Source organism: Thermomonas sp., from assembly GCF_041919455.1.
In the GTDB taxonomy this organism is placed as follows: Bacteria; Pseudomonadota; Gammaproteobacteria; order Xanthomonadales; family Xanthomonadaceae; genus Thermomonas.
In genome coordinates, this window is record NZ_JAYRTQ010000014.1 from 40,668 (window position 1) to 67,376 (window position 26,709).

The following is a 26,709-nucleotide window of genomic DNA, read 5'->3' on the forward strand; positions in this document are numbered from 1 at the left end:
TCAGTAGGCGCCCATGTAGTCCTTCTTGCCGACCTCGACGCCGTTGTGGCGCAGCAGGTCGTACGCGGTGGTCACATGGAAGAAGAACTGCGGCAAGCCGTACGCCAGCAGGTAGGCCTGGCCACCGATCCGGCGCTCCTTCGGCGTGCCCGGGCGCAGCACCAGCTCGCGCTGGTCGCTGCCCTCGAATGCCGCTACATCCAGGCCACCGATGAACGCCAGCGTCGCGGCGATGCGCTGCTGCAGGTCGGCAAACGCGGCATCGCCGCCTTCATATGCCGGCACCTCCACGCCCGCGAGCCGCGCCGACACGCTGCCGGCGAAATCGCAGGCGATCTGCACCTGCCGCGCCAGCGGGAACATGTCGGGGAACAGGCGCGCCTGCAGCAAGGCGACGGGCTCGATCTTGCGTTCGCTGGCGTGCGCTTCGGCCTTGGCCAGCACACCGGCCAGCGCGGCAAGCATCTGCTGGAACACGGGGACGGAAGCGGCGTGCATCGACAGGGACATGGGCGGTTCCGTGGAGGTGGGGAACGGCATGGTAGCCGGCATCCGCCGACATGGTGACAGCGATCCTGCGACTCCCCGCTCGCCATTGCCTTCACTCGCGGAACGGCACCGCCAGCGTCGGGCACTGGTCGACGCGCAGCGTGTCCGGCGTTTCGCTGTGGCTGATCCAGCATTCGTCGAAGACCGAGCAATAGCAGGCGCGGATCTCGATGCGGCCGAAACGCGCCTTGTCCAGCGCGGTCCACACGGGCTCGCGTTGCGCCGCGTGATGCCAGCGCAGGAAGGTGATCTCCTCGCCGGCACGCATCACCCGGCCCGCGATCCCGCTGGTATAGACATCGCGTCGGTCGATCCGTGCATCCGCGGGCAGTCGAGCGGCACGCAGCATCAACGCCGTGGTGTTGGGCACCGCGGCGCCATCCACCCGGACTTCCATCCAGCGGACGCGCGCCGGCCCCACGCCCTGGTTGACCACGGTGAAGCCCAGCGAGCGCAGGCGCTGGTGGGACGCCTCGTCCAGCGTCGAGTTGCCGGAATGAAAGCCGATGTAGGGCCAGCTCTGCGCCTGCACGAGCCGCTGCATGTCGTCGCCCTGCGCCAAGGCGAGCCAGATCGAACTGATCGATGTCGCCAGCGCTGCGAACGCCACCATCAGGTCCAGGCTGGAACGCAACCATCCGCCCTCCCTGCCAGCCACTTCAACCTCTGCCATGTCCGCTCCCCCGTCGCTGCATGGGATCGATCCGGAGGCAACGCGCAAGGTTGATCCGTTGCCGCGCAACGCGGGCATGCGGACGGATCCGGCAAAGCGGCAGCACGGGAGCATCACGCGTCGCGCAACGTGTCCCGGAACTTCACTCCGGCGGAAACATCGCCGGCAATACCACGGGTGCCACGGCGCGATAGATGCTGCCGTGGTCGAGGTCGGGGCGCGCCACGACCTGCCATTGCAAGCCGACCGGCGCGGCCTTGGTCAATGCGTCTTCGAGCACGCGCACATTCGGGCCGATGGTCTCGGGCTCGGCCCATGCCACGTACAGGCGCCCACGCAGCGCCGGATGCGCCGCCAGCCAGGGCGCTGCATCCTTCGCAAGCTTGCCGGCGTTCCACCACAGGCTGGGATCCAGCGCGATGCTGGTCTCGAACAGGCCCGGCATCGCGAAGAACGTTTCGACGATGAACAGCCCTGCCGCGGATTCGCCGATGATGCCGCGTCGATCGCTGGCCGGCAGATTGGCCTCGACCCACGGCACCAGCTCGCTGGCGATGAAGCTGCGGAATGCAGCGGAGCCGCCGACCACCGGCGCGATCTTGCGATCCGATTTCACCGTGGTCGGCCCGGTCATGTCGCGACGCCGCTGGGTGTTCTCGATGCCGACCAGGATCACCGGTGCCATGCGCCCTTCGCGGATCGCCAGGTCGATGGTGTCGGCGACATGCGGGAAGTCCTCGGCCAGTCCGCCATCCGGCATGTAGATCACCGGGTAGCGGCGATCCGCCGCCCGTTCCGGCGGCAGGTAGAGGTTGATGCGGCGCCGCTCATGCATCACCGCCGAGTCGAGGGTGATCGACTGGTGCGCAGGTGGCGCTTCGGGCGCGGGCTGCGCGGCCCGGGCGGCGGGCAGGCAGGACAGCAGGAGCAATGCGACCAGGTGTCGGCAGACAGGCATGGGGTGCAGTGTAGTCGGAATGTTCCCCGTCCTCGCCTTCGGGCCATTCGTCCCTCGCGTCGGCACCTCGTGCAACGACCGCAACCGGTGCCGTATCTCCTGCCGGCACGACCCCATCACGCATCGAGGCCCCATGAAACTGCTCGTCTTTGCAACCGCCGCACTGCTGGTACTCCCGGTCTTCGCGCATCCCGCCGATCGCATCGTGCCGGCGCGGGAGATCCAGGCCTTGGTCGAACGCCATGCCGAGTTGGACATGTTCTCCGGCACGGTGATCGTCGCCGACCACGGCACGGTCGTGTACGCCGGTGCGCATGGCGACGCCAACAAGGACCACCGCGTTCCGAACCGGCTGGACACGCGCCACAACATCGGTTCGATCGGCAAGACCTTCACGGCGGTGGCGATCATGCAGTTGGTGGAGGCCGGCAAGCTGCGACTGGACGACACCCTGGCCATGCACCTGCCTGCGTTCCCGTTCCCGGAAAAGGACGCGATCACGATCCAGCAACTGCTCAACCACTCGTCCGGCCTGGGCGACTACATGGAGCACGACGACTACAAGCGAACGATGCCGGGCATCGACACGATCGCCAGCATCCTGCCGCTGATCTACGCGCAGAAGCCGCAGTTCCCGCCCGTCGAGCGCTTCGGCTATTCAAACTCGGGCATGGTGCTGCTGGGCGCGATCATCGAAAAGACCAGCGGACTGGCTTACCCGGACTACCTGCAACAGCGCATCTTCCAGCCTGCGGGCATGACCGACAGCCAGCTCGCACAGGAGCACGATGTGCTGGCGAATCGCGCCATCGGCTACACGATGACGCCGGACCGCGGCTATCGCGCCAACGTACGCGAGATCATGCCGGCGTCGGCCGATGGCGGCCTGCACGCGACCGCGACCGACCTGCTGCGCTTCGACCAGGCACTCGACGGCAATACACTGCTTGTCGCCGAGAGTCGGCAGCGCATGTTCACCCCGGTCGGTCCTGCGCCGTTCTACGCCAGCGGCTGGTTCACCAAGCGCGTCGATGGGCACCTCGCGGTCGGCCACGGCGGCGGTGCACCTGGCATCAATGCCGAATTCCGCCGCTACCCGGACGATGGCCTCACCGTGATCGTGCTATCCAACTACGACATGGGCGCGACACCGCTCGCCGATGCCGTCGAACAGGCGCTGTTCGGCCTGCCTTACGCGCTGCCGACCCGCGTCGATGCCGACCATGCGCGCGCAGAGCAGTTCCTCGAACAGGGACATGCGCCTGCCGCGCTGGCCATCCTGGATCGACTCGCCAGCGCCGAGCAGCCGCACCTGCCCTCGCTCTACGCGGGCGCGAAACTCCGCATCGGCGGCAAGGTCGATCTCGAACAGGCCGTGACCGCCCTCACCCGCTACATCGAGCTCGCCGGCGCCGATGCCCGGCCCTCGCGCGCGGCCGCCTGGTGGCGCAAGGGCAATGCGCAGGAACTGCTGGGCAGGATCGCCGAGGCGAAGGAGAGCTACGAAGCGTCGTTGCGGCTGGATCCGGCCGACGAGGACGTGCGGCAGTCGCTGGACAAGCTGATCCGCGCCAGGCAGCCGTGAGGACCGCAGGACACTGTCCTCAGCCCGCATCGTTGCGCGTTCATCCGACGATCGGATGCTCAACTCGCGGGAACTCCCATGCCATTCGACTACCAGGTCCTGAAGGCCAACAACGCCGGCAACGACAAGGATGCGGTCAAGAAATTCCTGGAAGAATTCCCCAAGGTCGATCCCAACTTCGATCCGCCCGGTTCCCCGAAGTACGACACCGTGTGCGCCGATGCCGTCAAGATCTGGCAACTCAACAACGGCCTGGTCTCGGACGGCGTATGCGGGCCCAACACCTGGCGGGCGATCCTGGGCGAGGACTGGGACTTCAACTTCCGGCATGAGGCGAGCGAGACCTTCCAGCCCACCAAACGGGATTGCTGGCGCGCGGCCGCTGCGACGATCTTGCGGGTGCCGATGTCGAGCGTTCCGCTGGGCACCGCGCAGTACGACAACGGCGGACTCAACAATGCCGCCGGCAACCTGACGACCTTCGCCACCGAGCACGGACTGGTCTACAAGAAGGTCAACATGAGCGCGGGCAACCTGGCCGCCACGCTGTTGCAATACAAGCGCTTCATGGTGAACGTGAACGACGACTACGCCGGCAAGGTGCCCGGCAACAACACGCACTGGATGGTCCTGCACCGGATCCGCACCGACTTCTGGATGACATCGGGCGGGACCAGCGTCACCTTCTGGGATCCGATGCCCGTCGGCCAAGGCCAGGACAAGCGCACCCTCTCGTTCGCGAAGTTCGCGCAGTACTACATCTGCCACATGCACCGGCCGAACTGAGGTCGAAGACGCGCGCGCCGATCTCGGGGACAGGCAGGCAACCCGCCGGCGCGCAGGCCCCGCTAGTTCGCCACCGCGGCACCTTCGTCCCCGAGCACGGTGTCGACATCGATCACCCGGAACTCGGGGGAGGCATCGAAGAGTTCCTCCAGCACCCACGCGTGGCTGGCGCCATAGATCACCGGGATCCGGCCGTCCTTGTCCGCGGCCAGGCTCTTGATGTTGGAAAAGATCCGGGTGTTGCGTCGGTACCCGTACCCGGTCAGGTCCGCACCCAGGTACGTATCTCCCACGCCGACATCGACCAGACCCGTCACGAAGAACTGCTTGAACCGGCGCTTGGTCCTGCCATCGTTGATGAAGCGGAGGTACTCCCCCAACGTCATGCGGCTCTTCAAGGCATCGATATAGGCATTGGCCTGTCGGTTCGGCTCGTTGTAGGCCTGCCATCTCGCAAGTTCACCCCGATCCCGGGCATACGCTTCCCAGTCCTGCATCGTGCCGTCCACTTCGATCTGCGGCGGCCGCGTATCCACGCAGCTCACCCCGTCGATGCCGAGTTCCCGCGCCAGCCTGAATCCGAGCTGGTAGGTCTCGTTGCGTCCCAGCGCCCACGTGCCAGCGGCGTATGCCTTGAACAGCGCGTCCTGTCGCGCCTGGTCCGCCACCATCATTTCCACCGCGATCCGCGTGGGCTTGAAGCGCTTGAGTCTGTCGATGACGACGCGGAGCTCTGCCTGCCTCGCTTCGCTTTCGATGTCCAGGTGGTCCTCGCCTTTGACATCGCTCACGTTGTCGGCGTGGCTGAAGTGGAACGCGCCGAGAATCATGATCTCGGTGCGGTCTTCACGGTCGGGCACCGGCAGTCCATCCAGGGCATGCCGGAGGGTTTCATGGCGGGGGATCGCCGCGCTGGCCAGCAGGGCCGCCTGTTCCGCACGCGATGCGTCCTGCGCGCGCAGCGGCATCGAGGCGCACAGCGCCAGCAGCAGGACAATCGTGGGGCGCAGGTGCATGCACGTCTCGATAGGGGTGCCGGGATGCGTCATCGGTCGCGCCCGTGGGCGCACGACCACGACGCAGCAGCCTAAGCGGCAGGTTGATGCAGTCGCCATGCATTTCCTGTCCGATCGATCTCCGCACCAGCGCCACCGCCAGCACTTGCCCCTCGACACCGCCCCTCCGTCACGCACAAGGCACCGCTGCATTAGGATCGCCCTTCGCCCATCCGACACTGGAGCCTCACATGCGCACCACTGCCCATCGCGCGTGCGACCTGTGCGAGGCGATCTGCGGGCTGGAACTGCAATTCGACGACGGCGCACTGGTCGCAATCCGCGGCGATGCCGCCGACCCTTTCAGCCAGGGACATATCTGCCCGAAGGGCAATGCGATCCTCGACCTGGAAGCCGACCCTGACCGTCTGCACGTGCCGATGCTGCGCGAGGGTTCGACGTGGCGCGCGATCGCTTGGGACGAGGCGTTCGCACTGGCGGGCGCAAGGCTCGCCGCGATCCAGCAGGCGCATGGCCCCGCATCGGTGGCGGCCTACCTGGGCAATCCCAATGTCCACCACTTCGGGCATATCGCCTACCTGCCGTCGCTGTTGAAACTGCTGCGCACGCCGAACATCTTCAGCGCGTCGTCGGTGGACCAGTGGCCGCACCAGTTCGCCTGCGCGCAGATGTACGGCCACCAGTTCCTGCTGCCGATCGCCGACATCGACCACACCGACTATTTCCTGATGCTCGGCGCCAACCCGATGGCGTCGAACGGCAGCCTGATGACCGCGCCCGGAATCCCGCGGCGGCTCAAGGCGCTGACCGCGCGCGGCAAACTGGTCGTGGTCGATCCGCGTCGCACCGAGACAGCGGCCGTCGCCAGCCAGCACCTCCCGATCCGTCCGGGTGGCGATGCCTTGTTCCTGCTGGCCTTGCTGCAGGCGATGCAGCGGATCGGCCCGCCGCGCGTGGACGCCTACGCAGGACGCCTGGCGGGACTCGACACCGCACTCGCCGCGATCAACGCCATCGACACCTCATCGCTGGGGGCCGAGACCGGCATCTCGATCGAAGTCGTCACCCAGATCGCCAGCGAATTCCTCGCGGCCCCGCGTGCCGTCGCCTACGGCCGCATGGGCGTGTCGGTGCAGCCCTGGGGCACGCTGTGCCAGGTCCTGCTGCAACTGGTCAACCTGGTGAGCGGCAACCTTGACCGCGTCGGCGGCGCGCTGCCAAACGAACCGGCGATCTCGATCACCGGGCCCGGCACAAATCCCGGCACGCAGGGACGCTGGCGCAGCCGAGTGCGCGGTCTATCCGAATTCGCGGGCGAGTTGCCGGTGGCCTGCATGGCCGAGGAGATCGCCACGCCCGGCGATGGGCAGATCCGCGCCCTGCTCACCTGCGCGGGCAATCCGGTGTTGTCGACACCGGACGGACGCGCCGTGGATCGCGCGTTGCAGGGCCTGGACTTCATGGTCGCAATCGACATCTACGTCAACGAGACCACGCGCCATGCGAACCTGATCCTGCCGCCGGCGTCGCCACTGACCCAGGACCATTACGACTCGATCTTCAATGCCTTTGCCGTGCGCCGGGTGGCGCGGCTCAATCGCGCCTTGCATCCGCGCCGCGAGGACGAACGCGCCGACTGGGAAATCGTCAACGGCCTGGGCGCCGCCTACGCGGCCAGCGCCGGCAAGCCGTGGCAGCCCTTGCCACCGCCGCGCGACATGATCGCAAGGGGCCTGGCGCGCGGCGACAGCGGTCTGGACCTGGCCGCGCTCGATGCCGCGCCGCATGGGCTGGATCTCGGCCCGTTGCGGCCTTCACTGCTCGCGCGCCTGCAGACCGCGAGCGGCTGCATCGAATGCGCGCCACCTGCGTTGCTGGCCGAACTCGAGCGCTTTGCCGCACGCGAGCGCAGCGACGTGGCAAATCCGGGCCTGCGCCTGATCGGCCGCCGCGAGGTGCGCAGCAACAATTCATGGATGCACAACGCGCCGCGCCTGGCCAAGGGCAAGCCGCGCCACCAGTTGCTGATGCACCCCGACGACATGGCTGCACGCAGCCTGCAGGACGGCGGCCGCGTCGCAGTGCGTTCGCGCACCGGCGAGATCCGCACGGAAGTGATCGGCGATGCGGGCCTCATGCCCGGCGTGGCCTGCCTGCCGCACGGCTTCGGCCACGGACGCGACGGCATCCGGCTCACGCGTGCATCGACACTCGCGGGGGAAAGCTACAACGACCTGACCGATCCGCTTGCTGTCGAAGGGGGCTGCGGCAATGCCGCGCTCAATGCACTCCCGATCGAGGTGCAGGCGTTGCCTTGAGCGTGGCCAGGCCTGGCGTCGATTCGGGATCGATGAACCCGGAGCCCGGCCTGCGGATCACGCCTCGGCGATCAACGCCTGCACGCGATCCACGAGTTCCGCCGGGAGGAACGGCTTCTGCAGGCGCGGCACATCCGCCGATTCCCGTCCGTTGTCCGCGTAGCCTGTCACCATCAGGATCGGCATCCGTGGCTTGCGCCGTCTCACCGCGTCGATGAGATCCTGCCCACTGAGCCCCGGCATCGCGTAATCGGTCACCATCAGGTCAAAGGGACCAGCCGCGACCAGCAGTGCAAGCGCTTCTTCACCATCCGCCGCCTGCACGACGTCATATCCGGCGCGGCGCAGGCTGGAGGTGCCGCTTGCGCGTACCAGCTCGTCGTCATCCACCAGCAGGATGCACTGGCGCTTCGCCGCCAACGGCCTGGTGCGCTCCGCTTCATGCTGTTGGCGCTCAAGGTCTGGCGTGGCCGAGACCGGCACCCACAGGCTCACGGTGCTGCCTTCGCCCAGCGTGCTCGCAAGCTTGAAGCCCCCACCCGATTGCACTGCCAGCCCTTGCACCGAGGCCAGGCCAAGCCCGGTGCCCTGTCCGGTCGGCTTGGTGGTGAAAAACGGTTCCGCCGCCCGCGCGACCACGGCCTCGTCCATGCCGCAGCCGTCATCGCAGACATCGATGCGCAGGTAGCGTCCCGGTCGCAGGCCCGGCTCGTCAGGATCGTTGTCTTCGCGCACGCGCAAGGTGATGTTGCCCACGCCTTCGATGGCATCGCGGGCATTCACCACCAGGTTCAACACCGCCAGAACCACCTGATCCGGGTCGGCATGGACCGCCGGCAACCCTTCGGGCATGTCCAGCACCAGGCGAATGCCGGGACGCAGTGAGCGCTGGGCCAGTTCGACCGCCGAATCCATCAGGCTGTCCGCATCGATGTCCTGCGGCTGCAGGTGCTGGCGTCGGCCGAATGCCAGCAGGCGCTGCACCAGCGTACGGGCACGCTCGGCAGCCTGCAGGCCCACCGCGATCACTTCCTGCGCCACGTCGTTGCCCTGCAGTTCCAGCCGCGCGAAATCCAGCGCGCCCATGACCGGGGTCAACAGGTTGTTGAAGTCGTGCGCCACGCCCCCCGTCAGTTGGCCAAGGGTTTCGATCTTCTGCGACTGCCGCAATGCTTCCTGCGCTTCCGCGAGGCGCGCCTGCTCGCGCAGGCGTTCGGCAACCTCCATCGACACCCGCTGCTCCAACTCGTCGTTGAGTTCTTTCAGAGCACGCTCGCTCTCGCGGAGTGCGTTCGCGACCCTGATCTGCTGGGTCGTCTCGGTGCAGACCACCAACACGCCGCCCTGCGCGGACGCGTCGTCGATCGGGCCGTAGCTGTAGGTCCAATAGACCTCGTCGAGCACGCCATGGCGATAGCTCGGGACCAGGTGGTTCTCGTGCCAGGTGGCGCCCTCGCCACGCATCACCATGTCGATTTGCGGGCCGATGATGCCCCAGAGTTCGCTGAACAATTCGCTGCCGCGGGCGCCCAGCAAGGCGGGATGCTTTTCCGGACCCAGCGACGGCCGATAGCCGTCGTTGTAGAAGCAGATGTGTTCGGGACCCCAGAAAATGAAGATCGGGTGGCGGGTGGTGAGCGCCATGCGCAGCGCGGTCTTCAGGGCCTGCGGCCACTGCTCGGGCGGCCCGACAGGCGACGACGCCCAGTCGTGGGCGCGAATCATCGCGCCCATCTCGCCACCGGAATTGATGAAGTCGAGCGGTCCCATCGGATTCCCGGAACATGCGGTGCCGCTGCACCTGACGCAGCAGCGTCAGCCATCCGTTCGTGAAGGCATGAAGACACGGCAAGGAGGATGGTCCCCATGCAGCCGATGCGGGTGCCGGCGCCGATCCCGCATTCCCGCCGGTCAAGGTTTATGCTTGGAGGCGATGAACGGGTCCTCGCCGCAGCGGTCATTCCCGCAGGGTAGCGGGCAGCGCGCGCGTGGGGACGCGCCCCTGGGGGGCTGGCGTGGCGCCATCAATCGCGCGACCGAAGACCCGCAACTCGGCCTGATCAGTTTCTTCGCCGCGCTGATCGCACTGATCGTGCTGCCGTTCTCGATCTATCGCTTCGCGCAGGGCCAGGTCGGCGTGGGGATCATCGATGCGCTGATCGTGATCGCGGTGTCCGCGGTCGGGTTCGTCGCCTGGCGGCCCGGACAGGCCGCGCGCGCCGGGCTCCTGATGGCGATCGTGACCACGGGCAGCTGCCTGGTGGTGTCCCTGCTGTTCGCGCGCCACGGCCTGCTGTGGTCCTACGCGGTGCTGACCACCAATTTCCTGATGACCAGCCGACGCATGGCGATGATCGCCAACGTGACCGTGCTCGCCATCCTCGGCAGGCATCCCGAAGTGTTCGCCAACCATGTCGAGCGGGTGGTGTTCCTCAGCAGCGGCGTGCTGGTCTCCTTGTGCGCCTTCATTTTCTCGCTGCAATCGACCCGCCAGCGCCAGGCGCTGGAACACATGGCGATCCATGACCCGCTGACCCAGGCGATGAACCGGCGCGCGTTCGACATCGACCTGGCCACGACGTTGCAGACCCACCAGCTGAGCCGGTCCCCGTGCACCCTGGCGATCATCGACCTGGATCACTTCAAGTCGGTCAACGACACCTTCGGCCACGAGGTCGGCGACGAGTTGCTGGTCGAGATGGTGCGCACCTTGCGCATCCACCAGCGCGAGCAGGACCGGCTCTACCGCTTCGGTGGCGAGGAGTTCATCCTGCTGGTGCCGGACACCGGTGCGCATGGTGCCCAGCACGCGCTGGAGGGTTTGCGCGAGACGATTTTCCAGACCCTGCGGCGGCCGGATGGCCAGCCGGTGTCGGTGTCGATCGGGGCCGCCACCCTGGAGCCCGGCGAGCGCGGCGCATTCTGGCTCACCCGTGCCGATGCCGCGCTGTACCGGGCCAAGAACGGCGGCCGCAACCGGGTCATGATGGCCAATCAGTTCGACCCACCCGTGGACCAGGCCATCGATCGACGCGGCGCCGTGCACGACTGAGGCACGACGGAAACGCGGGTACGGGATGCCGGATCGGAACCCGGACCGCCCAGCCCGCCAGGACACCGGAAACAAGTGGACCCTGCCCCTGTTTTTGGTCGCCTTTTGTCCATGCCCGCGGTTGTCTGCTGGTAGTCTGGCCGCTCATCCCGAGCACCGGACCGTGCCGATGCCTACCCCCCATGTGACAAGCGTGGCCACGCCGGGCCTCGTGGTGACGCCGTCGGACGGCCAGCGCTTCACCCGGGCGCTGGTGGCGCTCACCCGCGCCGTCTGGCATCCCGACTGCAGCTTCGACAGCGCTCTGGCCTTGATCTGCGAACGCGCGGCCGACGCGCTGCGCGTCGACCGCGTCAATGTCTGGCAGTACGACCGCGACGCCCAGCGCCTGCGCTGCCTCCATGATTTTCCCGCGCGCGAGCATGCGCATGCCGGCGACGACACGCTGGAATCGCTGTCCCTCGAAGGCGACGACTATGTGAGCGGGTTCGAGGACGTCCGCGCCCTCGATGCCGCCGATGTCCGCCTGCATCCGAGCACGGCGAGTTCGCTCAGCGAATTGCGACGCTACCTGGAACGCCACCGCATCCAGGCCTTGCTCGACGCGCCGGTCCGCGTGGAAGGCGAGTTGCTTGGCGTCATCTGCCACGAATGCACGCGCGGTCCCCGCCAGTGGTCGCACGACGAGATCACCTTCGCCGGCAGCATGGGCGATTTCGTGGCGATGGCGTTCGAGATCGTGCGCCGGCGTCGGGCGGAAAAGGAAGTGCAGCACTTGCTGCTGCACGACGCCACCACCGGCCTGCCCAACCGCGACTACCTGGTGGAGCTGCTTCGCCAGCGCCTGGCAGCACCACGTGCGCCCGGCGACGTGCTGGCCGTCGTGCACGTACGCATCGATGCGTCGGGCGGCGTGGCCTTGCCGGAGGATGCGCCGACGGCGGACGACGTGATGGGCCAGGTGGCCCTGCGCTTGCGCCAGCTCGGCAGCAACCAGGCGCACCTGGCGCGCGTGCGCGCCGACGGCTTCGCCTTCGTGCTGGAGGGCAGTACGGCGCAACGAAACGCCGTGCGGCTGGCCGAACGCTGCATTGCCGCGGTCCGTGGCTTGCAATGGGAACTCAAGGATCTGCTGCCGGGCGCCAGCGTCGGCATCGCCTACGCAGGCGAGTCCGCCGAGCGCGGCGCACGCCTGCTGATGCGGCAGGCAGAGTCCGCGGCGGACCGGGCGCGCGAACACGACAAGTTCGGTTACCAGGTGTTCGACCTCGAGCACCACGATGCGCTGCTCAAGCGCCTGCGCCTGGAGCGCGCATTGCGCGACGCGCCGGCCAATGGCGAATTCGAGTTGCACTACCAGCCGGAATACGACGCCACGACTCAGACCTGGGTCGCCGCGGAAGCCCTGCTGCGCTGGCGGCAAGACGGGCGCCTGCTGGCCGCCGCGGAGTTCATCGAAGTGCTCGAATCCTCCGGCCAGATCCTGTCGCTGGGGCGCTGGATCCTGCATCGCGCCTGCGCCGATGCCGCGCAATGGGCAAGCGCGCCGAACCAGGTCGCGCCGACGGTACGGGTCAATCTCTCGGCGCGCCAGTTCGAGGATGCCACGCTGGCCGCGGACGTGGGCGATGCGCTCGCGGCATCCGGCCTGGCGCCGGAACGACTCTGCCTGGAGATCACCGAGACCACCCTGATGCGCAACCTCGACCACGCGCTCGGGGTGCTGCAGCGACTGAAGGCATTCGGCGTGCAGGTGGCGCTGGATGATTTCGGTACCGGCTACGGCTCGCTGGTCTACCTCAAGCGCCTGCCGGTCGACGTGATCAAGATCGATCGCAGCTTCGTCGACGGCCTGCCCGGCACCACGGCCGACATCGCCATCGTCAAAGCGGTGTTCGGCCTCGCGGAATCACTGGATCTGGAGGTGGTGGCGGAAGGCGTGGAGCGCGCCGACCAGCAACTGGCCCTGCAGGCCATCGGGGTGCGGCGGATGCAGGGTTGGCTGTTCGCCAAAGCCATGGACCAGGCGAGTCTCTGCGCGCTGCTGTAGAAATGGGGTCAGGTACATTTCTGACCGAAGGCTGCGGCCAAGGCTGGCTGCCTGTGCGGGACTGATTCGCGAAGGTGGTCGCACCGCACCTCGAGTCGAGCGCATGGCTCGCATTCCCCGCATCGACCTGCCCGGCATCGCCCAGCACATCGTCCAGCGTGGCAACGATCGACACGCCTGCTTTGCCGATGACGCCGACTACCTGCATTACCGGCAGGAACTGGGTGAGGCAGCCCTCAAGCACGACTGCACCCTGCACGCCTACGTGCTGATGACCAACCACGTGCACCTGCTGGTCACGCCACAGGTTCCGGGGGCCTCGTCCCGAATGATGCAAGCCATCGGGCGACGCTACGTGGGCTGCTTCAACGCCCGCTATCGACGCACGGGCACTTTGTGGGAGGGACGGTTCAAGTCGGCGCTGGTGGACAGCGAGCGCTACGCCCTGGCCTGCTATCGCTACATCGAGCTCAATCCGGTGCGCGCTGGCATGACCTCGACCGCTTTCGACTACCGCTGGTCAAGCCATGGCCACAACGCCTGCGGCATCCAGGATCCATCCGCATCCCGCCTATCTCGCGCTGGGCGCCACCGCGACGCAACGGCAGGAGGCTTACGGAAAGCTTTTCGACACTGGATTATCCGACCACGACACGGACGCATTGCGCCTGGCGACCAACCAACAGAAGACCTGGGGCAGCGAACGCTTCCGGCTGCAGGTCCAGGCACTCGCCAATCGCGACGTCCTCATCCGGCCGCGGGGACGGCCGAAGACAGCCGCGGAAAAAACTACCTGATCCGCTCCCTGCTCAACGTGGACAGGTATTGAAGCCAATGAGCCGGTACAGCGGGCAGAAATTGAACAACCCGGTGGCCAGCGGCACCACCCCGATCCACGCCCAGACCGGCCCTCCGGTCAGGGCCCACGCAATCAACGCCAGGCCAGCCACGATCCGGATCCATTTGTCGAAACCGCCCACATTCGCCTTCATGACTGCCTCCTGCCTCGGGAAGCTGCACTGTCTCAGCCGGCAACCACGCGCGTATTGACCAGGATCAATCCTTGGCCAGGAACGGAGCCGAATGATCAGGGACTACCAGAAGTCGCCACTCAATCGTTCTTCGCGAAGCAGCGGAAAATGTACCTGACCGCTGTTTTCTCGGCGGCCCAAGGCTTCGGAAAAATGTACCTGCCACCGTTTTTGGCAGAGCCGCCAGGCCATCAGCGCACCCCGCGGCCCATCATCAGAAAATGTCCCTGACACCTGTTTGCTTTTTCTCAACCGCCAAGTCGACCTCAAACCCCGAGGCCGCCCCGCTCTGTCAAAAGGGGACGGAGGGAATTAAGCGCACTTAATTCCCTCCGTCCCCTTTTGTCCGGATCGCTCCCGCAGCTGCGTAAGTGAGCCGACCACCCCTCGCTCACAGGAATGCCTCCCATGCCCATGCCGTCACGGATCCGCCCCACGCTGCTCGCCAGCGCCCTGCTGCTGGCCACGGCCTCGGTGAGTGCCAGCGATCCGCAGCAGCCGCGCACGATCATCGTGATGGATGGCTCAGGGTCGATGTGGGGCCAGATCGATGGACGACCGAAGCTGGAGATCGCGCGCGAAACCGTCGCCGACGTGGTGGGCAAGCTGCCGGCGAACCAGACCCTGGGCCTGATCGCCTACGGCCACCGCCGCAAGGGCGACTGCAAGGATATCGAACTGATCGTGCCGCCAGCCCCCGGCACGTCCGGCAAGGTGCTTAACGCGGTCAACGACATGCGCTTCCTGGGCATGACTCCGCTCTCCGAAGCGGTGCGCCAGGCGGCCCAGGCCCTGCGCCACACCGAGCAGGCCGCCACCGTGGTGCTGGTCACCGACGGGCTGGAAACCTGCAACCTCGATCCCTGCGCGATGGCCAACGAACTCGAGAAAAGCGGGGTGAACTTCACGGCCCACGTCATCGGCTTCGGGTTGACCAAGGACGAAGGCGCGAAGGTCGCCTGCCTGGCCACGAATACCGGCGGTCGCTACCTGCAAGCTTCGGATGGTGCCGGCCTGTCGGCAGCCCTGCGCCAGGCAGTGAGCGAACCAGCGCCCGCCAAGCCCGCCGCCACCCTCAGCGCACCTGCCAGCGCACCGATGGGCTCGCAGGTCGCGATCAAGTGGACCGGCCCCGCCGGAAAGCTGGATACGGTCGCCATCGTCGAGCAGGTGGACGGCAAGCCCACCACCCATGACTACGTCTACGTCAAGGACGGTAACCCGCTGACGCTGACCATGCCCGGCGAGCCCGGTGCCTACATTCTGCAGTACCGCCATCAGGACCAGACCGTCATCGCCACGCGCCCGATCCAGGCGTCGCAGGCGCAGGCCGCGCTCAAGGCACCTGACGTTGCCCAGGCCGGCAGCGCCGTTGTCATCCAATGGACTGGACCGAATGCGTCGCTCGACAACATCCAGATCGCCGAACAGGGCAGCGACAGCTACATCACCTACACCTACCTCGGCAGCGACTCCAGGCAAGTGGAGCTGACCATGCCGGATCAGCCCGGCAACTACGAGCTGCGCTACGTGTTCCGCGATCGCGAAACCATCGCGACCCGCCCAATCCGTGTGGTGGGCAAGCCCTGAAAGCGGAAATGGTGTCAGGGACAATTCGAGCGTCGTGGCGGCCGTCCGGGTGGGCGCGCCGTCGCGAAGCGCCCGGTGCGCGATTCCACCCACGCTCGGAACCGATCAGAGCCCAGTGCCTTCTGCTGTTGCAGGTACTGGCGGATCTCCATCACCAACGAGGCGGGCAAGGCCTGATCGAACAGCTGCCGATATGCAGCCTCCCGCGCGCGCCTATCGGGCCCCAGCGCGAGGTAACACGCATGCGGGCTCACCAACGGATCGAACTCCCCACCCGCGTTCGCCCGGTAACTCGACCACGCGTACTCCGCGGGCTCGGCGGCGATCCATGCCCGCACGGGATTGAGTTCGATATACCGGCTGCAAGCAAGGAAATAGCCGTCCGAATCGACCAGGCACGCCTTGTAGCGCCCTTCCCACAGCGTGCCCGTGCGCCCATGCCGTCGATTGAACAGGCCCGCGTAATTGCGCGAGAAGGTGTGCATCAGCCGGGACACGCCACCCGCCTCGGCCGGCGTCACCAGCAGATGCACGTGGTTGTCCATCAGCACGTAGCCATGCAGCCGGCAATCGAAACGGGCGAGCGCCTGCAGCAGGCATTGCAGATAGCGCTGGCGATCTTCGTCATCCAGGAAACAGGGCAACCGGTTGTTGCCCCGCTGCACCACGTGCTGGGGAATGCCGGCGAGATCAGGGCGAGGAAGGCGTGCCATGCACGCAGCCTCGCAACACCCTAGGCGTCAGGCCATCAGCGTATCCCGCGGCCCACCATCAGAAAATGTCTGCGGCTTTACCTCCCCTGTTTGCGCCACTGCAGCGGATTTGCTCAACTGGGGCACCTTCGTCGTCGGCACGCGATCTTGATGAGCCCTTTGCCACCCCGACGCGTTCGCCGCCCACGGTGGCCTGGCCTGCTGGTCGCATTCGCGTTTGGGCTGGGCCTGCATGCATCGGCAGCCGAAGGTCGAGCGACTAGGCCGGCCGATGTGCGAGTGGCGGCGCACTACGACGACATCATCCGCCACTACGGCAGCGCAGACGGCCTGCCGCAGGCCAGCGTCAATGCCATCCTGCAACGGCAGGACGGCTATCTCTGGCTGGGCACCTACGGCGGCCTGACCCGCTTCGACGGCTCGCGTTTCACGGTTTTCCGCAGCCTGGCGAAGCAGGGCCCGTCGAGCGACCGGATCCTGAGCCTGCTGGAGGATCCACGCCGGAGGCTCTGGATCGGCACGGAAGACGCGGGCCTCAACGTGCTCGAGGGCGATCGCTTCATGCGCCTGCCCGTGTGCGAGCAGCGGTGCCGGGTGGGACGCCTGCTGCGTGCGGGCACGCAGGTGCTCGCGGCCACAAGTGTCGGCCTGTTCGCGATCGACATCGCCGACCTGCGCGTTCGGCGGATTGGTCCGGAGCGCGCACTCGATCTCGCGGCGACGCACCGCGGCACGGCATTTGTCGCCGGCCCCGACGGTCTCTGGCGGGTTGACGGTGATGCCCTGACGCGCGTCGCGCGCCCCACCATCCACGCGTGGTCGCGGCCAACCTTCCTGAGCGTCATCGACGACACGCTGGTGCTGGGACTGGCCGACAACCTGTACCGCCTGCATGCCGATGGCTGGCACGTGTTCGATACCGGGCAGCCGTTGCCTGGCATCTCCATGGCCGTTGGCGATGCCGCTGGCCGCCTGTGGCTGAGCGACAACGTCGCCCACACGCGGCGCCATGGACGAGGCGCGATGGTCGCGGAGTCCGATCCCGCCATGCGTTCGCCCGGGAACTTCGGCTCGGTGCAAAGCGCGTGGGTGGACCGCGACGACAACCTCTGGCTGGGCAGCAACGGGCGCGGCCTGTTCCGTATCCGCCGCGCTCGGATCGCGCTGCTCAACGACCGCCAAGGGCGCTTCGACCTGCCGGGCCTTCCCATCGCCGGCGATGGCCAGGGCGGCCTCTGGCTGGGGCTGAACTGCGATGGCCTGCGGCATGTCGATGCAGACGGCTCGGTGAATGCCTGGCCGACCCTGGGCGCCCTCAGGGGCAGTTGCCCCTGGTCGTTCCACCGCGCCAGCGACGGCGCGCTGTACATCGGTACCTCCGACGGTCAGCTTGGCGTCGTCGGCAGTCCGCACGGGAACGTGGAGCGAGTGGCCAGCTGGCCGGGCAACGCGATCGTGCGCAGCATCTTCCCGATCGACGCATCCACACTCTGGGTTGCGGTGGGGACGCAGACCGTGCGCGTGCGCCTGGACCCGCATCGCCACGTGATCGCCCAGCGCGAGGAACCCGCGCTGCATGGCATGCGCGTGCACTGGATCGCGAAAGCGCGCAGCGGAGGGCACTGGTTCGCGGGCGACCAGGGCGTGGTGCGTCTGGTCGATGGCATGGTGCGCGAGCGCTGGGGCGTGGACCAGGGACTGTCAAGCCGGTTCGCGCGCACGCTCTTTGAAGATGCGGACGGCAGCCTGTGGATCGGCACGTACGGCGGCGGCGTGAATGTGGTGCGCGACGGGCGGCTGACGACCTACGACGAATCGAACGGCCTGTTCGATAACGTCGCGTCCTGCATCCTCGAGGACCGGGCAGGCCGACTCTGGCTCAGCGGCAATCGCGGCATCAGTATGGTCACGCGCGAGGCACGCGCCCGTGCGGGGCGCGACAGCTCCTTGATGAGCGTCGGATTCACGGCCGAGGACGGGCTGGTTCCGGTCGAGACCAATGGCGGTTCGCAGTCAGCCTGCCATCTCGATGCCAAGGGTCGCCTATGGTTCCCGCTGGTGTCCGGCTTCGCGACGCTCGACCCCGACCTGGCCATCACGGATGCCCCCGTCGCCACCGCGCCGGTGATCGAAAGGGTCAGAGTGGCGGGCCAGCCGGTGGCCTTCGCCAGCGGCCTGCGCCTGCAGCCCGCAGCGCGCAACCTGGAAGTCCATTACTCGGTGCCGAGCCTGACCACGCCAGACAAGACCCGCTTCCGGTTCCGCTGGACGGGGGACAGCGCGTGGACCGAGATCGGCACCCAGCGCTCGCTGTACTACCCCGTCATTCCATGGGGCAATGCGCAACTGCAGATCGCGTCGCGCGTAGGCGGCGGCCCCTGGTCTGACCAGATGGCGGTGCTGGACCTCGTGCATCCCCTGCCCTGGCATCAGCGGCCGCTGGTGTGGCTGGCCCTCGCGGTGGCGGCATTGGCGGCGACATGGGTGGGCCATCGGGGTATCGGCTGGTACCTGCGCAGACGCGCCGAGCGCGAGGCGCGCCCGATGCGCGAGCGGGCCGACCAGCTGGCGCGCGACAACCAACTGCTCAGCGACCAAGCACGGCGGGACAGCCTGACCGGTGTGGCCAACCGCAGGCAGTTCGACGATCTGCTGGCCGAGACCGCCCTGCAACGTAACCAGGCGCCGCAACCCGTCTCGCTGCTGATGATCGACGTGGATGAGTTCAAGCGCTTCAACGATCACCTGGGCCACATCGCGGGCGATGAATGCCTGCGTGCGGTGGCCACGGCGATGCAGCAGGCGGTGCCCGCGACGTATGCCCTGGCCCGCTACGGCGGCGAGGAGTTCGCGGTGCTGATGCCCGGCGGCGACGGCGCGCAAGCGATGGCGCTGGCGCAACGCTTGCGCGAGCGCGTCCGCGCACTGGAATACCCGCATGTCCCCGGCGCGCTGAGCACCCACGTGACCGTGAGCATCGGCGTTGCCACCCAGCTCCCCGGCCAAGCAGGCCGTCTGTCGGATCTGGTCGCCAGCGCCGATCGAGCCATGTACCTGGCCAAGCGCCATGGCCGCGACCGGATCGAAGTGGCGGCCCCGCGTAACCTCCCCCTGATCGCGACTTCTGAAAATCCGTCCACCTGAGGAAGCGCTGGAAATCCGGACGAATATCGAGATCACCGTCCTCGTAAAGCGAGATCAACTCGCCAACCGACATCGAGTAACGATCGGTAGCAACTTTCCTGGACGCTTCCTCAATCTGAGTAGATGCCGAACCAGTTGAAACACTGAAGCTACATATTCCGCCGATACTCCCCACCCACATCGTACAACGCATGCGAGATCTGCCCGAGGCTATGCGTCTTAACCGCCTCCATCAACGCCGCAAACACATTCCTGCGATCCCGCGCCGTCTGCTGCAGATACACGAGCCCGTGACCATCATGCGACTCGACCTCGACCACCTCATCGGCATCCGCCATATGCCAAAAAGGGTCAGAGAACATTTCCCAAACGCAGCCTCAAGTAGCGGCGCGTTTCAAACGGAAATGTTCTCTGACCCCTTTTTGGCCCAGCGGGCCATGGCCATAGCCTCCCCGTCCGCCGGGTGTCAGGCGATCAGGGCAACCCGCGACCCCGACTCAGAAATTGTCCCTGACACCTTTTTTCCGCTTCGGTTTAGACGTTTGGTCGCACAAACATCTTCACCCGAATCCGCCGTTCCTTTTTTTGTGGGCGCTCCCCGGACTTCCGTGATGAACCTTTTTTTACGTCCGCCACAGCGGTGATCCACGCGCCGTCACTCCCCATAAGGACGACTACCTGCGTTCCAGCTCGCCATTATTACCGGCGTAGGACGGCTCGAACAATGCGATGTGGGATTCAATGGCGCTCCGATCAGCGGGAGTAAATGGATCAGCCTGCCAGTAGGAAAGTTGCGAGTAGATATTCACGGCGCGCCTCGTGCTGAACTCCGCCGCGTTGGGCCTTATCTTCAAGCACACGTCAGAGGTTCTGAGCACATCCTCGTTACCCGCCGACGGCCCGCACTTTTCCAGATAGAAATCACCCAACGCCGTATGCACGAGGTTGTGCGACGCTCCGTACACGTCGTAAATCCAGGCGAAGTCGGAAGGTTCTCCGCCAGGGTAATGCGTCGTGCCCGCAACGTAGAGCATGGGAAATGACTCCCCCTCGTAGTTCTTCAAATCTCGTGCGATCACCGCGAGAGTCGTTAGCCGGCCGTCCTTCCTGAACGCGAAACGCCTGTCCATCTTGCTTGCGAAATCCGAAAAAAACTGCCGCCCTTCCAGAGTTGTCAGTGGATGGGTCGAAAAGTCGGTTCGATTTTCGATTCGTTGCGCCGAATCGCTCTTCATCTCAGCTGCGTCTCGGTAGCCCGAAAACTCGGCTTCCTTGTCCTCAACACTTTTGCCACACCCGCAAGCGAGGCACGCGAGAAGGCTTAGATAGAAAGTTCGATTCATGAAGCCCATCGATGATGATCCTTAGTGGGTAGTGGTTAATGCCGGAACAGACGTCGACCTCACGAGCGGATCGTGCGCCACTCGCGTGACCGGATGCAAGATTGGAAAATCGCCACTCGAGTGACCGCCGCCGTGTCGAGTCGGGAACGCTACTGTTCGTACGGTTCAGACCTCAGCGGCAAGGTACTTTCTTCAGCTCCAAACCGCCCCAGCCCAAGGGAATCGTCAACGCGTAATTCGGCTCCCCGGTTCTTCTATCGCCAACACTGAAGAATTCGGACGTGTATTGCTTGGGGTCGGCGGCCAGATACCATCGAATATCCTCACCCCGCCATTCGGCCGGCCACTCGGACCTCTTAACGCGCCGCATCGGCATGCTGAACGATCGCCCGGCGCGATCGATGGTCACATCCACTGTAAAGGCGTCCCATGACCCGGATACCCGCACGCGGTTGTTCGAACCATCCACGTAGCAACCAACGATGCCGTCGTTCTTACCTGCCGGCACGGATAGACCCCCGCCGGCCCCGGATGCACAAGGCTGCTGTTGATAGGACGTCACACCCTTGACGGTGCACCGGTAGACCTGGGCATGCACCACCGGGCTTGCGATAACGACACAGAGCACCATGGCTACGCGCGAAAAAATCACTGGCTATCCCTGCTGACGTTGAGATGTTGCGTTTGATGGCGCCGGGTAGGGCGCAGTAGGGCGGAGCATCCGCGCTACCGTTTGGAGCCTACTACGGGAAGGGCCGGGAAATCAGCAAGGAATGTACCCGACTGCCTTCTGACCGGGGTGCAACCTCGCATTCCCCCGGACCGAGCGCAGACCGGCGGTCGGGTAAGTCGAAATTCGGCTGTAACCACCCAGGATCTTCGTGATCACATATTCCGCCGATACTCCCCACCCACATCGTACAACGCATGGCTGATCTGCCCGAGGCTATGCGTCTTAACCGCCTCCATCAACGCCGCGAACACATTCCTGCGATCCTGCGCCGTCTGCTGCAGATACCCCAGCCCGTGACCATCATGGGCCTCGATCTCGACAACCTCGTCCGCATCCGCCATGTGCGAATGCGAGGTCTCGCCTGACGGCGCCAGCGCATTGCGCGCCCGCTGCCAGTTGGCAACGTTGGCGGTGAAATGGGGTCAGGTACATTTCCTAACCTGCGGCGTGAACCTCACCGAGAGCATCCGCGCAAATCGTTTGCAACGCTGCCGGAGTCGGGTTAAGTGACCCGCCACCGTTTTCGTCACTACTTCGGTTGTTCGGGGACTTCTGCCAGTTTACTGGCCCCATGTACCGTAAAAATTGAATCCGCGAGACGTCAGAAATTGTCCCTGACACCTTTTTTAATGGACACCGTCAATCCGGAGGACCTCGAGGCGATCCGCCTGCACCTGAGCCGGCAGCATGCCTACGGCTCGGATCGCTTCCGGCAGGCGATCGAAGCGCAGCTCGGCCGCATCGTTGGCCCGCAAAAGATCGGGCGGCCAAGGAAGGAAAACAGGGGTCAGAGTCGACTTTTAAAGCCGGCCAACCTCAACCTGCCTGACCTCTGAAAAAGTCGACTCTGACCCCTGTTTTTACAGCAGGAGTTGCAGGTAGCGCTGGCGATCCTCGTCATCGAGGAAACAGGGAAGTCGGTTGTTGCCCCGCTGCACGATGTGCTGGGGGATGCCGGCGAGATCGGGGCGAGGAAGGCGGGCCATGGTCATAGCCTCCATGTCCGCCGGATGTCAGGCGATCAGGACAACCCGCGACCCCGACTCAGAAATTGTCCCTGACACCTTTTTTCCGGGCCATTCCAGTAGCCTCGCGACACAAGAGGCATCAGCCAATCAGCGCACCCCGCGATACACCATCAGAAAATGTCCCTGACACCTTTTTTGCATACGGAGGCGACCGCTTCCGGCAGGCCATTGAAGCGCAATTGGGCCGAATCGTGGGGCCGCAGAAAATCGGGCGACCGAAGAAGACCACGATGGCGCCCAGCCCTCCCTCAGCGCAACCCCGACTCGATCTTGGTGAGCCCTGAGAAAGTCGACTCTGACCCCTGTTTTCAGCGCGCAAGCGATGGCGCTGGCGCAACGCTTGCGCGAGCGCGTCCGCGCACTGGAATACCCGCATGTCCCCGGCGCGCTGAGCGCCCACGTGACCGTGAGCATCGGCGTTGCCACCCAGCTCCCCGGCCACGCAGGCCGTCTGTCGGATCTGGTCGCCAGCGCCGATCGAGCCATGTACCTGGCCAAGCGCCATGGCCGCGACCGGATCGAAGTGGCGGCCCCGGGTAACCTCCCCTGATCGGGACTTCTGAAAATCCGTCCACCTGAAGACGCGCTGGAAATCCGGATGAATATCGAGATCACCGTCATCGTAAAGCGAGATCAGGAGGGTGTCAGGATTTTCGTGTGAGGGGCCTACGATGAGGAGAGTCAGGAGCCCCCATGCCTCGCAACAAGACCCCGCCGGCGGCTGCGCCGGAAGCGATCCTGCCCCAGGACCTGCTTGAGAAGTTGATCCCCGGCCCGATGGACGCCGCTGGCGTCGAGGCCGTATTCCAGGAGCTGAAGAAAGCCGTCATCGAACGCGCGTTGGGCGCCGAGCCGGGTGTCCATCTGGCGAGCCCCGACGGCACGCGCCCATGCCTATCGCGCTTGGCTCATGTCAGGAACCGACGACGAAGAACTGACCCGAATCCGCGCGCACATTGCGCAGGAGAAGGCGCTGGGCAATCCTCGCTTTCAGACGATGCTGGAAAAGACCTTGAATCGCTCGGTAGACCTCAAGCCGCGCGGCCGCCCTGCTCTCTCAAAAGGGGACGGAGGGAATTAAGCGCGCTTAATTCCCTCCGTCCCCTTTTGTTGCTCCCTTTTTTTAGAGTCGACTTTCAAAGCCGGCCAACCTCAACCTGCCTGACCTCTGAAAAAGTCGACTCTGACCCCTGTTTTCTACCCCTGTTTTCGAGATTCAAGCGGTTGAAGACCGTTTAAATGATAGGCCCCGAAAAGTATTAGGCTTCAGAACGCCAAGGGAAGTGTTTAATGCATCACTCAAGCGTTGCGCTTCGTAGTTGAATCCGCCACCCTTTTTGCTGAATCGGCCACCCCTTTCTGCCCCCCTTTTTGGCTCCTTTATGTCGCAACTAGGCGCCAGTCAACTCAAGGAAAGACATCGCAGCGGGCAGCAATACCTTGTTCAATTCAACGCACGCAGCACTTGCATCAGGGAAACTCTCGAAAATCGGGGCCGATTTCCCAGAATGCACAATTGAGCAGCGAACCTTGTAGGCCAAAACGCACCCCCGCTTCCATGCTTCCTTCTGCCCGAGATCGTTGTCATCAGTCGCGCCTTGCTTCACGGCAAGCATGAATCTATTCGAAAGCGTTGTGTCGTTATCAAGAAACAACTTGTCGATCTGTTCGAAGTGCGCCTGTGTAGCCGTGCCCTCGATCAACGCTAGAAAAGAGCTTTTCTCATTCGAGACGACATTCTCAGCACGCTTGATGGCCGCCTTTGGATCGCCAAAGAAATCTTTCTGCAGCTTGTCGAGAGCATCAATCAAATAAGCCCTTTCGAAAAGTCGATACAAATAAAGGTAACGAAGCGCTGGTGCTCGATTGCGAATAACGCCTTGCAGCAACTCTCCGTAGACTCCTTGTTCGCGCGCAATCCATGACTGAGGAGATACCGCGACTGATGACGCAGCCAATAACGTCAAGTCAGGCTCACTCAACGGATTAGGCACCTCAATGCCAACCAAGCCAACCACGAGTGAGACTGGAATTTTCTGCGTGACGTTCTTCCAACCAATCAGGAGCATGTTCTCGTGATTAGGGCCAAGAAGCCGCGGATCTAGCGATTCGTCGCTGAACCAAGCGCATAGAACTAGCTGCAATGTTCGCGATGGCGCGCTTCCATCAAGCGAAGCACCCACTTCGGCCACCTCACAAATTGGATTACCACCAATCACAACCTCTGCAAAGCGCCATGGCTTCGCCCGAACGATAGGAACAAGCTCTACCGCAGGAGCAGGCTCTTTCTCGATAACAGACACAAAATCATCAACGCTGAAAAGCCCTAACAAATTTCCCTCAATTAACTCGAGGCGAGCGCGAAACGATGCAACATCCTCGTAACTCGGCTCAATGCCTAGCTCACGCGATATCCATTCGGGCAAATCGATGGGCATACCTTCTCATCCCCTGCCCGCTGCGAATCGCCAACATTCCGACATCTGCTTCAAACCGTCCGAGAGGAAATGCTCTTGGAACGCATAGAACACGAGATCCCTTGTTGCCTCGCCAACGTTGCGCTTACTTGAATCAATGCCAGATCGCAACGAATCATAGTCGTTGACAGCTAGAGCCAAATCACTTCCTTCGCGCATAGCCACTTCCTTAAGAGCGCTCAAGCATCTCTCCATTCGAGGACGAATGGACTCATTCCTCTCAGCTGCACCAACGGCTGCTGCCAGCCCAAGCAGGACTGTATCGTTGGAAAGGAAATCGCGATTCTCGTCGCTCATTCGATGATCCATCGCAACGATCCACTCAACCAACCCCTTAAACCCACCGCTGCCGAGCGCTGCACCATCTGCGCGACCCGCATCGGCACCGAGAACATCTATCGCATTCTCGGCAAGCAGCTGCTCCATTACAGTGTTCTTTAAATCGACGTTGGGCTGCCCCTGCAACCAGGCTTGAAAGGCTTGCGACAGCTTCGCCAGTTGGAACTGTCCTGACTGCGTCCGACGACGACCGGAAATCGAAGTAAATATGTCAATGTCTGGAACCGTCGATAGATCTTCTTGCAGCTTCATGCTCAAGATCTCGACCTGATGTTTGATCGACATCGGTCGTTGACCCGCATTCAGCAGAAGCATTCTGTAAGCAAGAGCACCAAATGAGATGTCGAGCCATATCTCAACTCGCATGGTTCGATCTAGAAACTCTTCCAACTCGTCCCCTACGAGCTCTGACGCAGACTGTCGAATTGCGTTGGTCCGCTGAAGCCCATCGATGATGTAAACATCGGCTGGTGCGACTATCGCCAGATGATTACTGAGCGCTTGGCGCTCGACATTGTCATGAGGAGCTTGAACACCTTTTACAGCGAGCACCAGCGGGGGCAGCAAGCACCCCCTTTTCAGATCAGCGCGAAGCGTTGCATAGGGCTTTGTTCCGCTAATTATCTTTCGCTGAATTTTGAGATTCTCTTCTGCCCCACTCGATGCCTGCATGAACCAGCGATAGTCAGTCTTCACCAGGGCGCAATGGGCCTGCAGGCGATGGTCAGTGTCAATTGATAGGATTTCGAACATGGGACCTTCCAGACCATTAGATGGCTATTGATAGCACTCGGTTTTGTATGTCAGAGCCGGAACAAATTACAAGCTCCGACGGGTCGTATTCAAAAATTGAAAGGCCCGCAATCGCGGGCCCTTCTTTACATATTCCGCCTGTACTCCCCACCCACATCATAAAGCGCATGACTGATCTGCCCGAGGCTATGCGTCTTCACCGCCTCCATCAACGCCGCAAACACATTCCTGCGATCCCGCGCCGTCTGCTGCAGATACCCCAGCCCGTGACCATCATGGGCCTCGACCTCGACCACCTCGTCGGCATCCGCCATATGCGAATGCTCCGTCTCGCCTGACGGCGCCAGCGAATTCCGCGCCTTCTGCCAGTTCGCCACGTTGGCGATCTGCTGCCCCTTCTCTTCTTCGGTCGAGCGGATCAGCTCGATCTCGGTCGCGATTTCGCCGGCGTGCTCCTTCGGCAGGAAGGTGTTGACGCCCACCAGCGGCAGGCTGCCGTCGTGCTTCTTGTGCTCGTAGTACAGCGACTCTTCCTGGATCTTGCCGCGCTGGTACATGGTGTCCATCGCGC

The 26,709-nt window shown here is 64.4% G+C and carries 24 protein-coding genes and 2 pseudogenes; 12 read left to right on the forward strand and 14 right to left on the reverse strand.

Translation table 11 applies throughout. The features are described from left to right. The 3 genes from ACE3T8_RS10840 to ACE3T8_RS10850 all read right to left on the reverse strand — a co-directional run bounded on the left by ACE3T8_RS10840 (window position 1) and on the right by ACE3T8_RS10850 (window position 2,180). Entirely contained in the window at window positions 1-510 is a 510-nt protein-coding gene (locus ACE3T8_RS10840) for a DUF1993 family protein (RefSeq protein WP_374609208.1), read from the reverse strand. Window positions 511-601: 91 nt separating this feature from the next. Then, complete coding sequence (locus tag ACE3T8_RS10845; protein WP_374609209.1) at window positions 602-1,222, reverse strand: hypothetical protein; 621 nt, start codon at window positions 1,220-1,222, stop codon at window positions 602-604. Window positions 1,223-1,364: 142 nt separating this feature from the next. Beyond that, window positions 1,365-2,180 (reverse strand): alpha/beta hydrolase, encoded by an 816-nt coding sequence (locus ACE3T8_RS10850; RefSeq protein ID WP_374609210.1) that lies wholly within the window; start codon window positions 2,178-2,180, stop codon window positions 1,365-1,367. 133 nt (window positions 2,181-2,313) lie between these two features. Here ACE3T8_RS10850 and ACE3T8_RS10855 point away from each other — a divergent pair, with 133 nt between their 5' ends. Together ACE3T8_RS10855 and ACE3T8_RS10860 are read left to right on the forward strand one after the other, a co-directional pair. Next, the gene (locus ACE3T8_RS10855; RefSeq protein ID WP_374609211.1) at window positions 2,314-3,765 is read left to right on the forward strand and encodes a serine hydrolase; all 1,452 of its coding nucleotides are present in this window, start codon (window positions 2,314-2,316) and stop codon (window positions 3,763-3,765) included. Between the two features lie 78 nt (window positions 3,766-3,843). Next, window positions 3,844-4,551: a peptidoglycan-binding protein gene (locus ACE3T8_RS10860; RefSeq protein WP_374609212.1), complete on the forward strand. Its 708-nt coding sequence runs from the start codon at window positions 3,844-3,846 to the stop codon at window positions 4,549-4,551. A gap of 62 nt (window positions 4,552-4,613) precedes the next feature. Here ACE3T8_RS10860 and ACE3T8_RS10865 read toward each other — a convergent pair whose 3' ends face one another. Continuing rightward, window positions 4,614-5,567, reverse strand: a complete 954-nt coding sequence (locus ACE3T8_RS10865; protein WP_374609213.1) for a DUF5694 domain-containing protein — start codon at window positions 5,565-5,567, stop codon at window positions 4,614-4,616. A gap of 230 nt (window positions 5,568-5,797) precedes the next feature. On the opposite strand from ACE3T8_RS10865, the gene ACE3T8_RS10870 reads away from it, so the two are divergent. After that, complete coding sequence (locus tag ACE3T8_RS10870) at window positions 5,798-7,885, forward strand: molybdopterin-dependent oxidoreductase (protein WP_374609214.1); 2,088 nt, start codon at window positions 5,798-5,800, stop codon at window positions 7,883-7,885. A gap of 57 nt (window positions 7,886-7,942) precedes the next feature. Here the strand turns inward: ACE3T8_RS10870 and ACE3T8_RS10875 are convergent, their stop codons facing one another. Further along, window positions 7,943-9,655, reverse strand: a complete 1,713-nt coding sequence (locus ACE3T8_RS10875; RefSeq protein WP_374609215.1) for a response regulator — start codon at window positions 9,653-9,655, stop codon at window positions 7,943-7,945. Window positions 9,656-9,818: 163 nt separating this feature from the next. On the opposite strand from ACE3T8_RS10875, the gene ACE3T8_RS10880 reads away from it, so the two are divergent. The 3 genes from ACE3T8_RS10880 (at window position 9,819) to ACE3T8_RS10890 (ending at window position 13,816) form a co-directional block, all read left to right on the forward strand. Next, window positions 9,819-10,937 (forward strand): GGDEF domain-containing protein, encoded by a 1,119-nt coding sequence (locus ACE3T8_RS10880; RefSeq protein WP_374609216.1) that lies wholly within the window; start codon window positions 9,819-9,821, stop codon window positions 10,935-10,937. Window positions 10,938-11,106: 169 nt separating this feature from the next. Further along, window positions 11,107-12,987 (forward strand): putative bifunctional diguanylate cyclase/phosphodiesterase, encoded by a 1,881-nt coding sequence (locus ACE3T8_RS10885; RefSeq protein ID WP_374609217.1) that lies wholly within the window; start codon window positions 11,107-11,109, stop codon window positions 12,985-12,987. Between the two features lie 103 nt (window positions 12,988-13,090). Beyond that, window positions 13,091-13,816 (forward strand): transposase, encoded by a 726-nt coding sequence (locus ACE3T8_RS10890; RefSeq protein ID WP_374609219.1) that lies wholly within the window; start codon window positions 13,091-13,093, stop codon window positions 13,814-13,816. Here ACE3T8_RS10890 and ACE3T8_RS10895 read toward each other — a convergent pair. Further along, a complete protein-coding gene (locus tag ACE3T8_RS10895) occupies window positions 13,797-13,979 on the reverse strand; it encodes a DUF2892 domain-containing protein (RefSeq protein WP_374609220.1) in 183 nt (60 codons plus the stop codon). The genes ACE3T8_RS10890 and ACE3T8_RS10895 overlap by 20 nt on opposite strands. Before the next feature lie 447 nt (window positions 13,980-14,426). On the opposite strand from ACE3T8_RS10895, the gene ACE3T8_RS10900 reads away from it, so the two are divergent. Next, window positions 14,427-15,608, forward strand: a complete 1,182-nt coding sequence (locus ACE3T8_RS10900; protein WP_374609221.1) for a VWA domain-containing protein — start codon at window positions 14,427-14,429, stop codon at window positions 15,606-15,608. A 14-nt stretch (window positions 15,609-15,622) separates the two neighbouring features. On the opposite strand, the gene ACE3T8_RS10905 is transcribed toward ACE3T8_RS10900, so the two are convergent. Beyond that, window positions 15,623-16,321: a transposase gene (locus tag ACE3T8_RS10905; protein ID WP_374609222.1), complete on the reverse strand. Its 699-nt coding sequence runs from the start codon at window positions 16,319-16,321 to the stop codon at window positions 15,623-15,625. 279 nt (window positions 16,322-16,600) lie between these two features. Here ACE3T8_RS10905 and ACE3T8_RS10910 point away from each other — a divergent pair, with 279 nt between their 5' ends. Next, entirely contained in the window at window positions 16,601-19,465 is a 2,865-nt protein-coding gene (locus ACE3T8_RS10910; RefSeq protein WP_374609223.1) for a diguanylate cyclase, read from the forward strand. Window positions 19,466-20,139: 674 nt separating this feature from the next. On the opposite strand, the gene ACE3T8_RS10915 is transcribed toward ACE3T8_RS10910, so the two are convergent. From ACE3T8_RS10915 to ACE3T8_RS10925, 3 genes are all read right to left on the reverse strand, one after another. Beyond that, window positions 20,140-20,817, reverse strand: a complete 678-nt coding sequence (locus ACE3T8_RS10915; RefSeq protein ID WP_374609224.1) for a hypothetical protein — start codon at window positions 20,815-20,817, stop codon at window positions 20,140-20,142. Window positions 20,818-20,980: 163 nt separating this feature from the next. Further along, window positions 20,981-21,460, reverse strand: coding sequence for a DUF4124 domain-containing protein (locus ACE3T8_RS10920; protein WP_374609225.1), 480 nt, complete (start codon window positions 21,458-21,460; stop codon window positions 20,981-20,983). A gap of 233 nt (window positions 21,461-21,693) precedes the next feature. Further along, the gene (locus tag ACE3T8_RS10925) at window positions 21,694-21,882 is read right to left on the reverse strand and encodes a hypothetical protein (protein WP_374609233.1); all 189 of its coding nucleotides are present in this window, start codon (window positions 21,880-21,882) and stop codon (window positions 21,694-21,696) included. A gap of 288 nt (window positions 21,883-22,170) precedes the next feature. On the opposite strand from ACE3T8_RS10925, the gene ACE3T8_RS10930 reads away from it, so the two are divergent. Then, complete coding sequence (locus tag ACE3T8_RS10930) at window positions 22,171-22,377, forward strand: hypothetical protein (protein WP_374609227.1); 207 nt, start codon at window positions 22,171-22,173, stop codon at window positions 22,375-22,377. A 24-nt stretch (window positions 22,378-22,401) separates the two neighbouring features. Here the strand turns inward: ACE3T8_RS10930 and ACE3T8_RS10935 are convergent, their stop codons facing one another. Beyond that, a complete protein-coding gene (locus ACE3T8_RS10935; protein WP_374609229.1) occupies window positions 22,402-22,527 on the reverse strand; it encodes a hypothetical protein in 126 nt (41 codons plus the stop codon). 364 nt (window positions 22,528-22,891) lie between these two features. Between ACE3T8_RS10935 and ACE3T8_RS10940 the strand changes: the two genes are divergently transcribed. From ACE3T8_RS10940 to ACE3T8_RS10950, 3 genes and pseudogenes are all read left to right on the forward strand, one after another. Further along, a complete protein-coding gene (locus ACE3T8_RS10940) occupies window positions 22,892-23,119 on the forward strand; it encodes a diguanylate cyclase (protein WP_374609230.1) in 228 nt (75 codons plus the stop codon). Window positions 23,120-23,262: 143 nt separating this feature from the next. Then, window positions 23,263-23,451 (forward strand): annotated as a pseudogene (locus tag ACE3T8_RS10945) (IS256 family transposase); the annotation flags it as partial. A 28-nt stretch (window positions 23,452-23,479) separates the two neighbouring features. Continuing rightward, window positions 23,480-23,650: a hypothetical protein gene (locus ACE3T8_RS10950; RefSeq protein ID WP_374609234.1), complete on the forward strand. Its 171-nt coding sequence runs from the start codon at window positions 23,480-23,482 to the stop codon at window positions 23,648-23,650. Between the two features lie 310 nt (window positions 23,651-23,960). Here the strand turns inward: ACE3T8_RS10950 and ACE3T8_RS10955 are convergent, their stop codons facing one another. The 3 genes and pseudogenes from ACE3T8_RS10955 to ACE3T8_RS10965 form a co-directional block, all read right to left on the reverse strand. Then, window positions 23,961-25,007 carry a hypothetical protein gene (locus ACE3T8_RS10955; RefSeq protein ID WP_374609231.1) on the reverse strand — a complete coding sequence of 349 codons (1,047 nt, stop codon included), beginning with the start codon at window positions 25,005-25,007 and terminating at the stop codon, window positions 23,961-23,963. 6 nt (window positions 25,008-25,013) lie between these two features. Then, the gene (locus ACE3T8_RS10960; RefSeq protein WP_374609232.1) at window positions 25,014-26,138 is read right to left on the reverse strand and encodes a hypothetical protein; all 1,125 of its coding nucleotides are present in this window, start codon (window positions 26,136-26,138) and stop codon (window positions 25,014-25,016) included. Between the two features lie 125 nt (window positions 26,139-26,263). Continuing rightward, window positions 26,264-26,709: pseudogene (locus ACE3T8_RS10965) on the reverse strand (methylmalonyl-CoA mutase); the annotation flags it as partial.

Excerpts from the sequence above, each read along its gene's own strand:
- ACE3T8_RS10840 (WP_374609208.1), bottom strand. The coding sequence starts at position 510 with ATGTCCCTGTCGATGCACGCCGCTTCCGTCCCCGTGTTCCAGCAGATG.
- ACE3T8_RS10845 (WP_374609209.1), bottom strand. The coding sequence starts at position 1,222 with ATGGCAGAGGTTGAAGTGGCTGGCAGGGAGGGCGGATGGTTGCGTTCC.
- ACE3T8_RS10850 (WP_374609210.1), bottom strand. The coding sequence starts at position 2,180 with ATGCCTGTCTGCCGACACCTGGTCGCATTGCTCCTGCTGTCCTGCCTG.
- ACE3T8_RS10855 (WP_374609211.1), top strand. The coding sequence starts at position 2,314 with ATGAAACTGCTCGTCTTTGCAACCGCCGCACTGCTGGTACTCCCGGTC.
- ACE3T8_RS10860 (WP_374609212.1), top strand. The coding sequence starts at position 3,844 with ATGCCATTCGACTACCAGGTCCTGAAGGCCAACAACGCCGGCAACGAC.
- ACE3T8_RS10865 (WP_374609213.1), bottom strand. The coding sequence starts at position 5,567 with ATGCACCTGCGCCCCACGATTGTCCTGCTGCTGGCGCTGTGCGCCTCG.
- ACE3T8_RS10870 (WP_374609214.1), top strand. The coding sequence starts at position 5,798 with ATGCGCACCACTGCCCATCGCGCGTGCGACCTGTGCGAGGCGATCTGC.
- ACE3T8_RS10875 (WP_374609215.1), bottom strand. The coding sequence starts at position 9,655 with ATGGGACCGCTCGACTTCATCAATTCCGGTGGCGAGATGGGCGCGATG.
- ACE3T8_RS10880 (WP_374609216.1), top strand. The coding sequence starts at position 9,819 with ATGAACGGGTCCTCGCCGCAGCGGTCATTCCCGCAGGGTAGCGGGCAG.
- ACE3T8_RS10885 (WP_374609217.1), top strand. The coding sequence starts at position 11,107 with ATGCCTACCCCCCATGTGACAAGCGTGGCCACGCCGGGCCTCGTGGTG.
- ACE3T8_RS10890 (WP_374609219.1), top strand. The coding sequence starts at position 13,091 with ATGGCTCGCATTCCCCGCATCGACCTGCCCGGCATCGCCCAGCACATC.
- ACE3T8_RS10895 (WP_374609220.1), bottom strand. The coding sequence starts at position 13,979 with ATGAAGGCGAATGTGGGCGGTTTCGACAAATGGATCCGGATCGTGGCT.
- ACE3T8_RS10900 (WP_374609221.1), top strand. The coding sequence starts at position 14,427 with ATGCCCATGCCGTCACGGATCCGCCCCACGCTGCTCGCCAGCGCCCTG.
- ACE3T8_RS10905 (WP_374609222.1), bottom strand. The coding sequence starts at position 16,321 with ATGGCACGCCTTCCTCGCCCTGATCTCGCCGGCATTCCCCAGCACGTG.
- ACE3T8_RS10915 (WP_374609224.1), bottom strand. The coding sequence starts at position 20,817 with ATGGGCTTCATGAATCGAACTTTCTATCTAAGCCTTCTCGCGTGCCTC.
- ACE3T8_RS10925 (WP_374609233.1), bottom strand. The coding sequence starts at position 21,882 with ATGGCGGATGCGGACGAGGTTGTCGAGATCGAGGCCCATGATGGTCAC.
- ACE3T8_RS10930 (WP_374609227.1), top strand. The coding sequence starts at position 22,171 with ATGGACACCGTCAATCCGGAGGACCTCGAGGCGATCCGCCTGCACCTG.
- ACE3T8_RS10935 (WP_374609229.1), bottom strand. The coding sequence starts at position 22,527 with ATGGCCCGCCTTCCTCGCCCCGATCTCGCCGGCATCCCCCAGCACATC.
- ACE3T8_RS10940 (WP_374609230.1), top strand. The coding sequence starts at position 22,892 with ATGGCGCTGGCGCAACGCTTGCGCGAGCGCGTCCGCGCACTGGAATAC.
- ACE3T8_RS10950 (WP_374609234.1), top strand. The coding sequence starts at position 23,480 with ATGTCAGGAACCGACGACGAAGAACTGACCCGAATCCGCGCGCACATT.
- ACE3T8_RS10955 (WP_374609231.1), bottom strand. The coding sequence starts at position 25,007 with ATGCCCATCGATTTGCCCGAATGGATATCGCGTGAGCTAGGCATTGAG.
- ACE3T8_RS10960 (WP_374609232.1), bottom strand. The coding sequence starts at position 26,138 with ATGTTCGAAATCCTATCAATTGACACTGACCATCGCCTGCAGGCCCAT.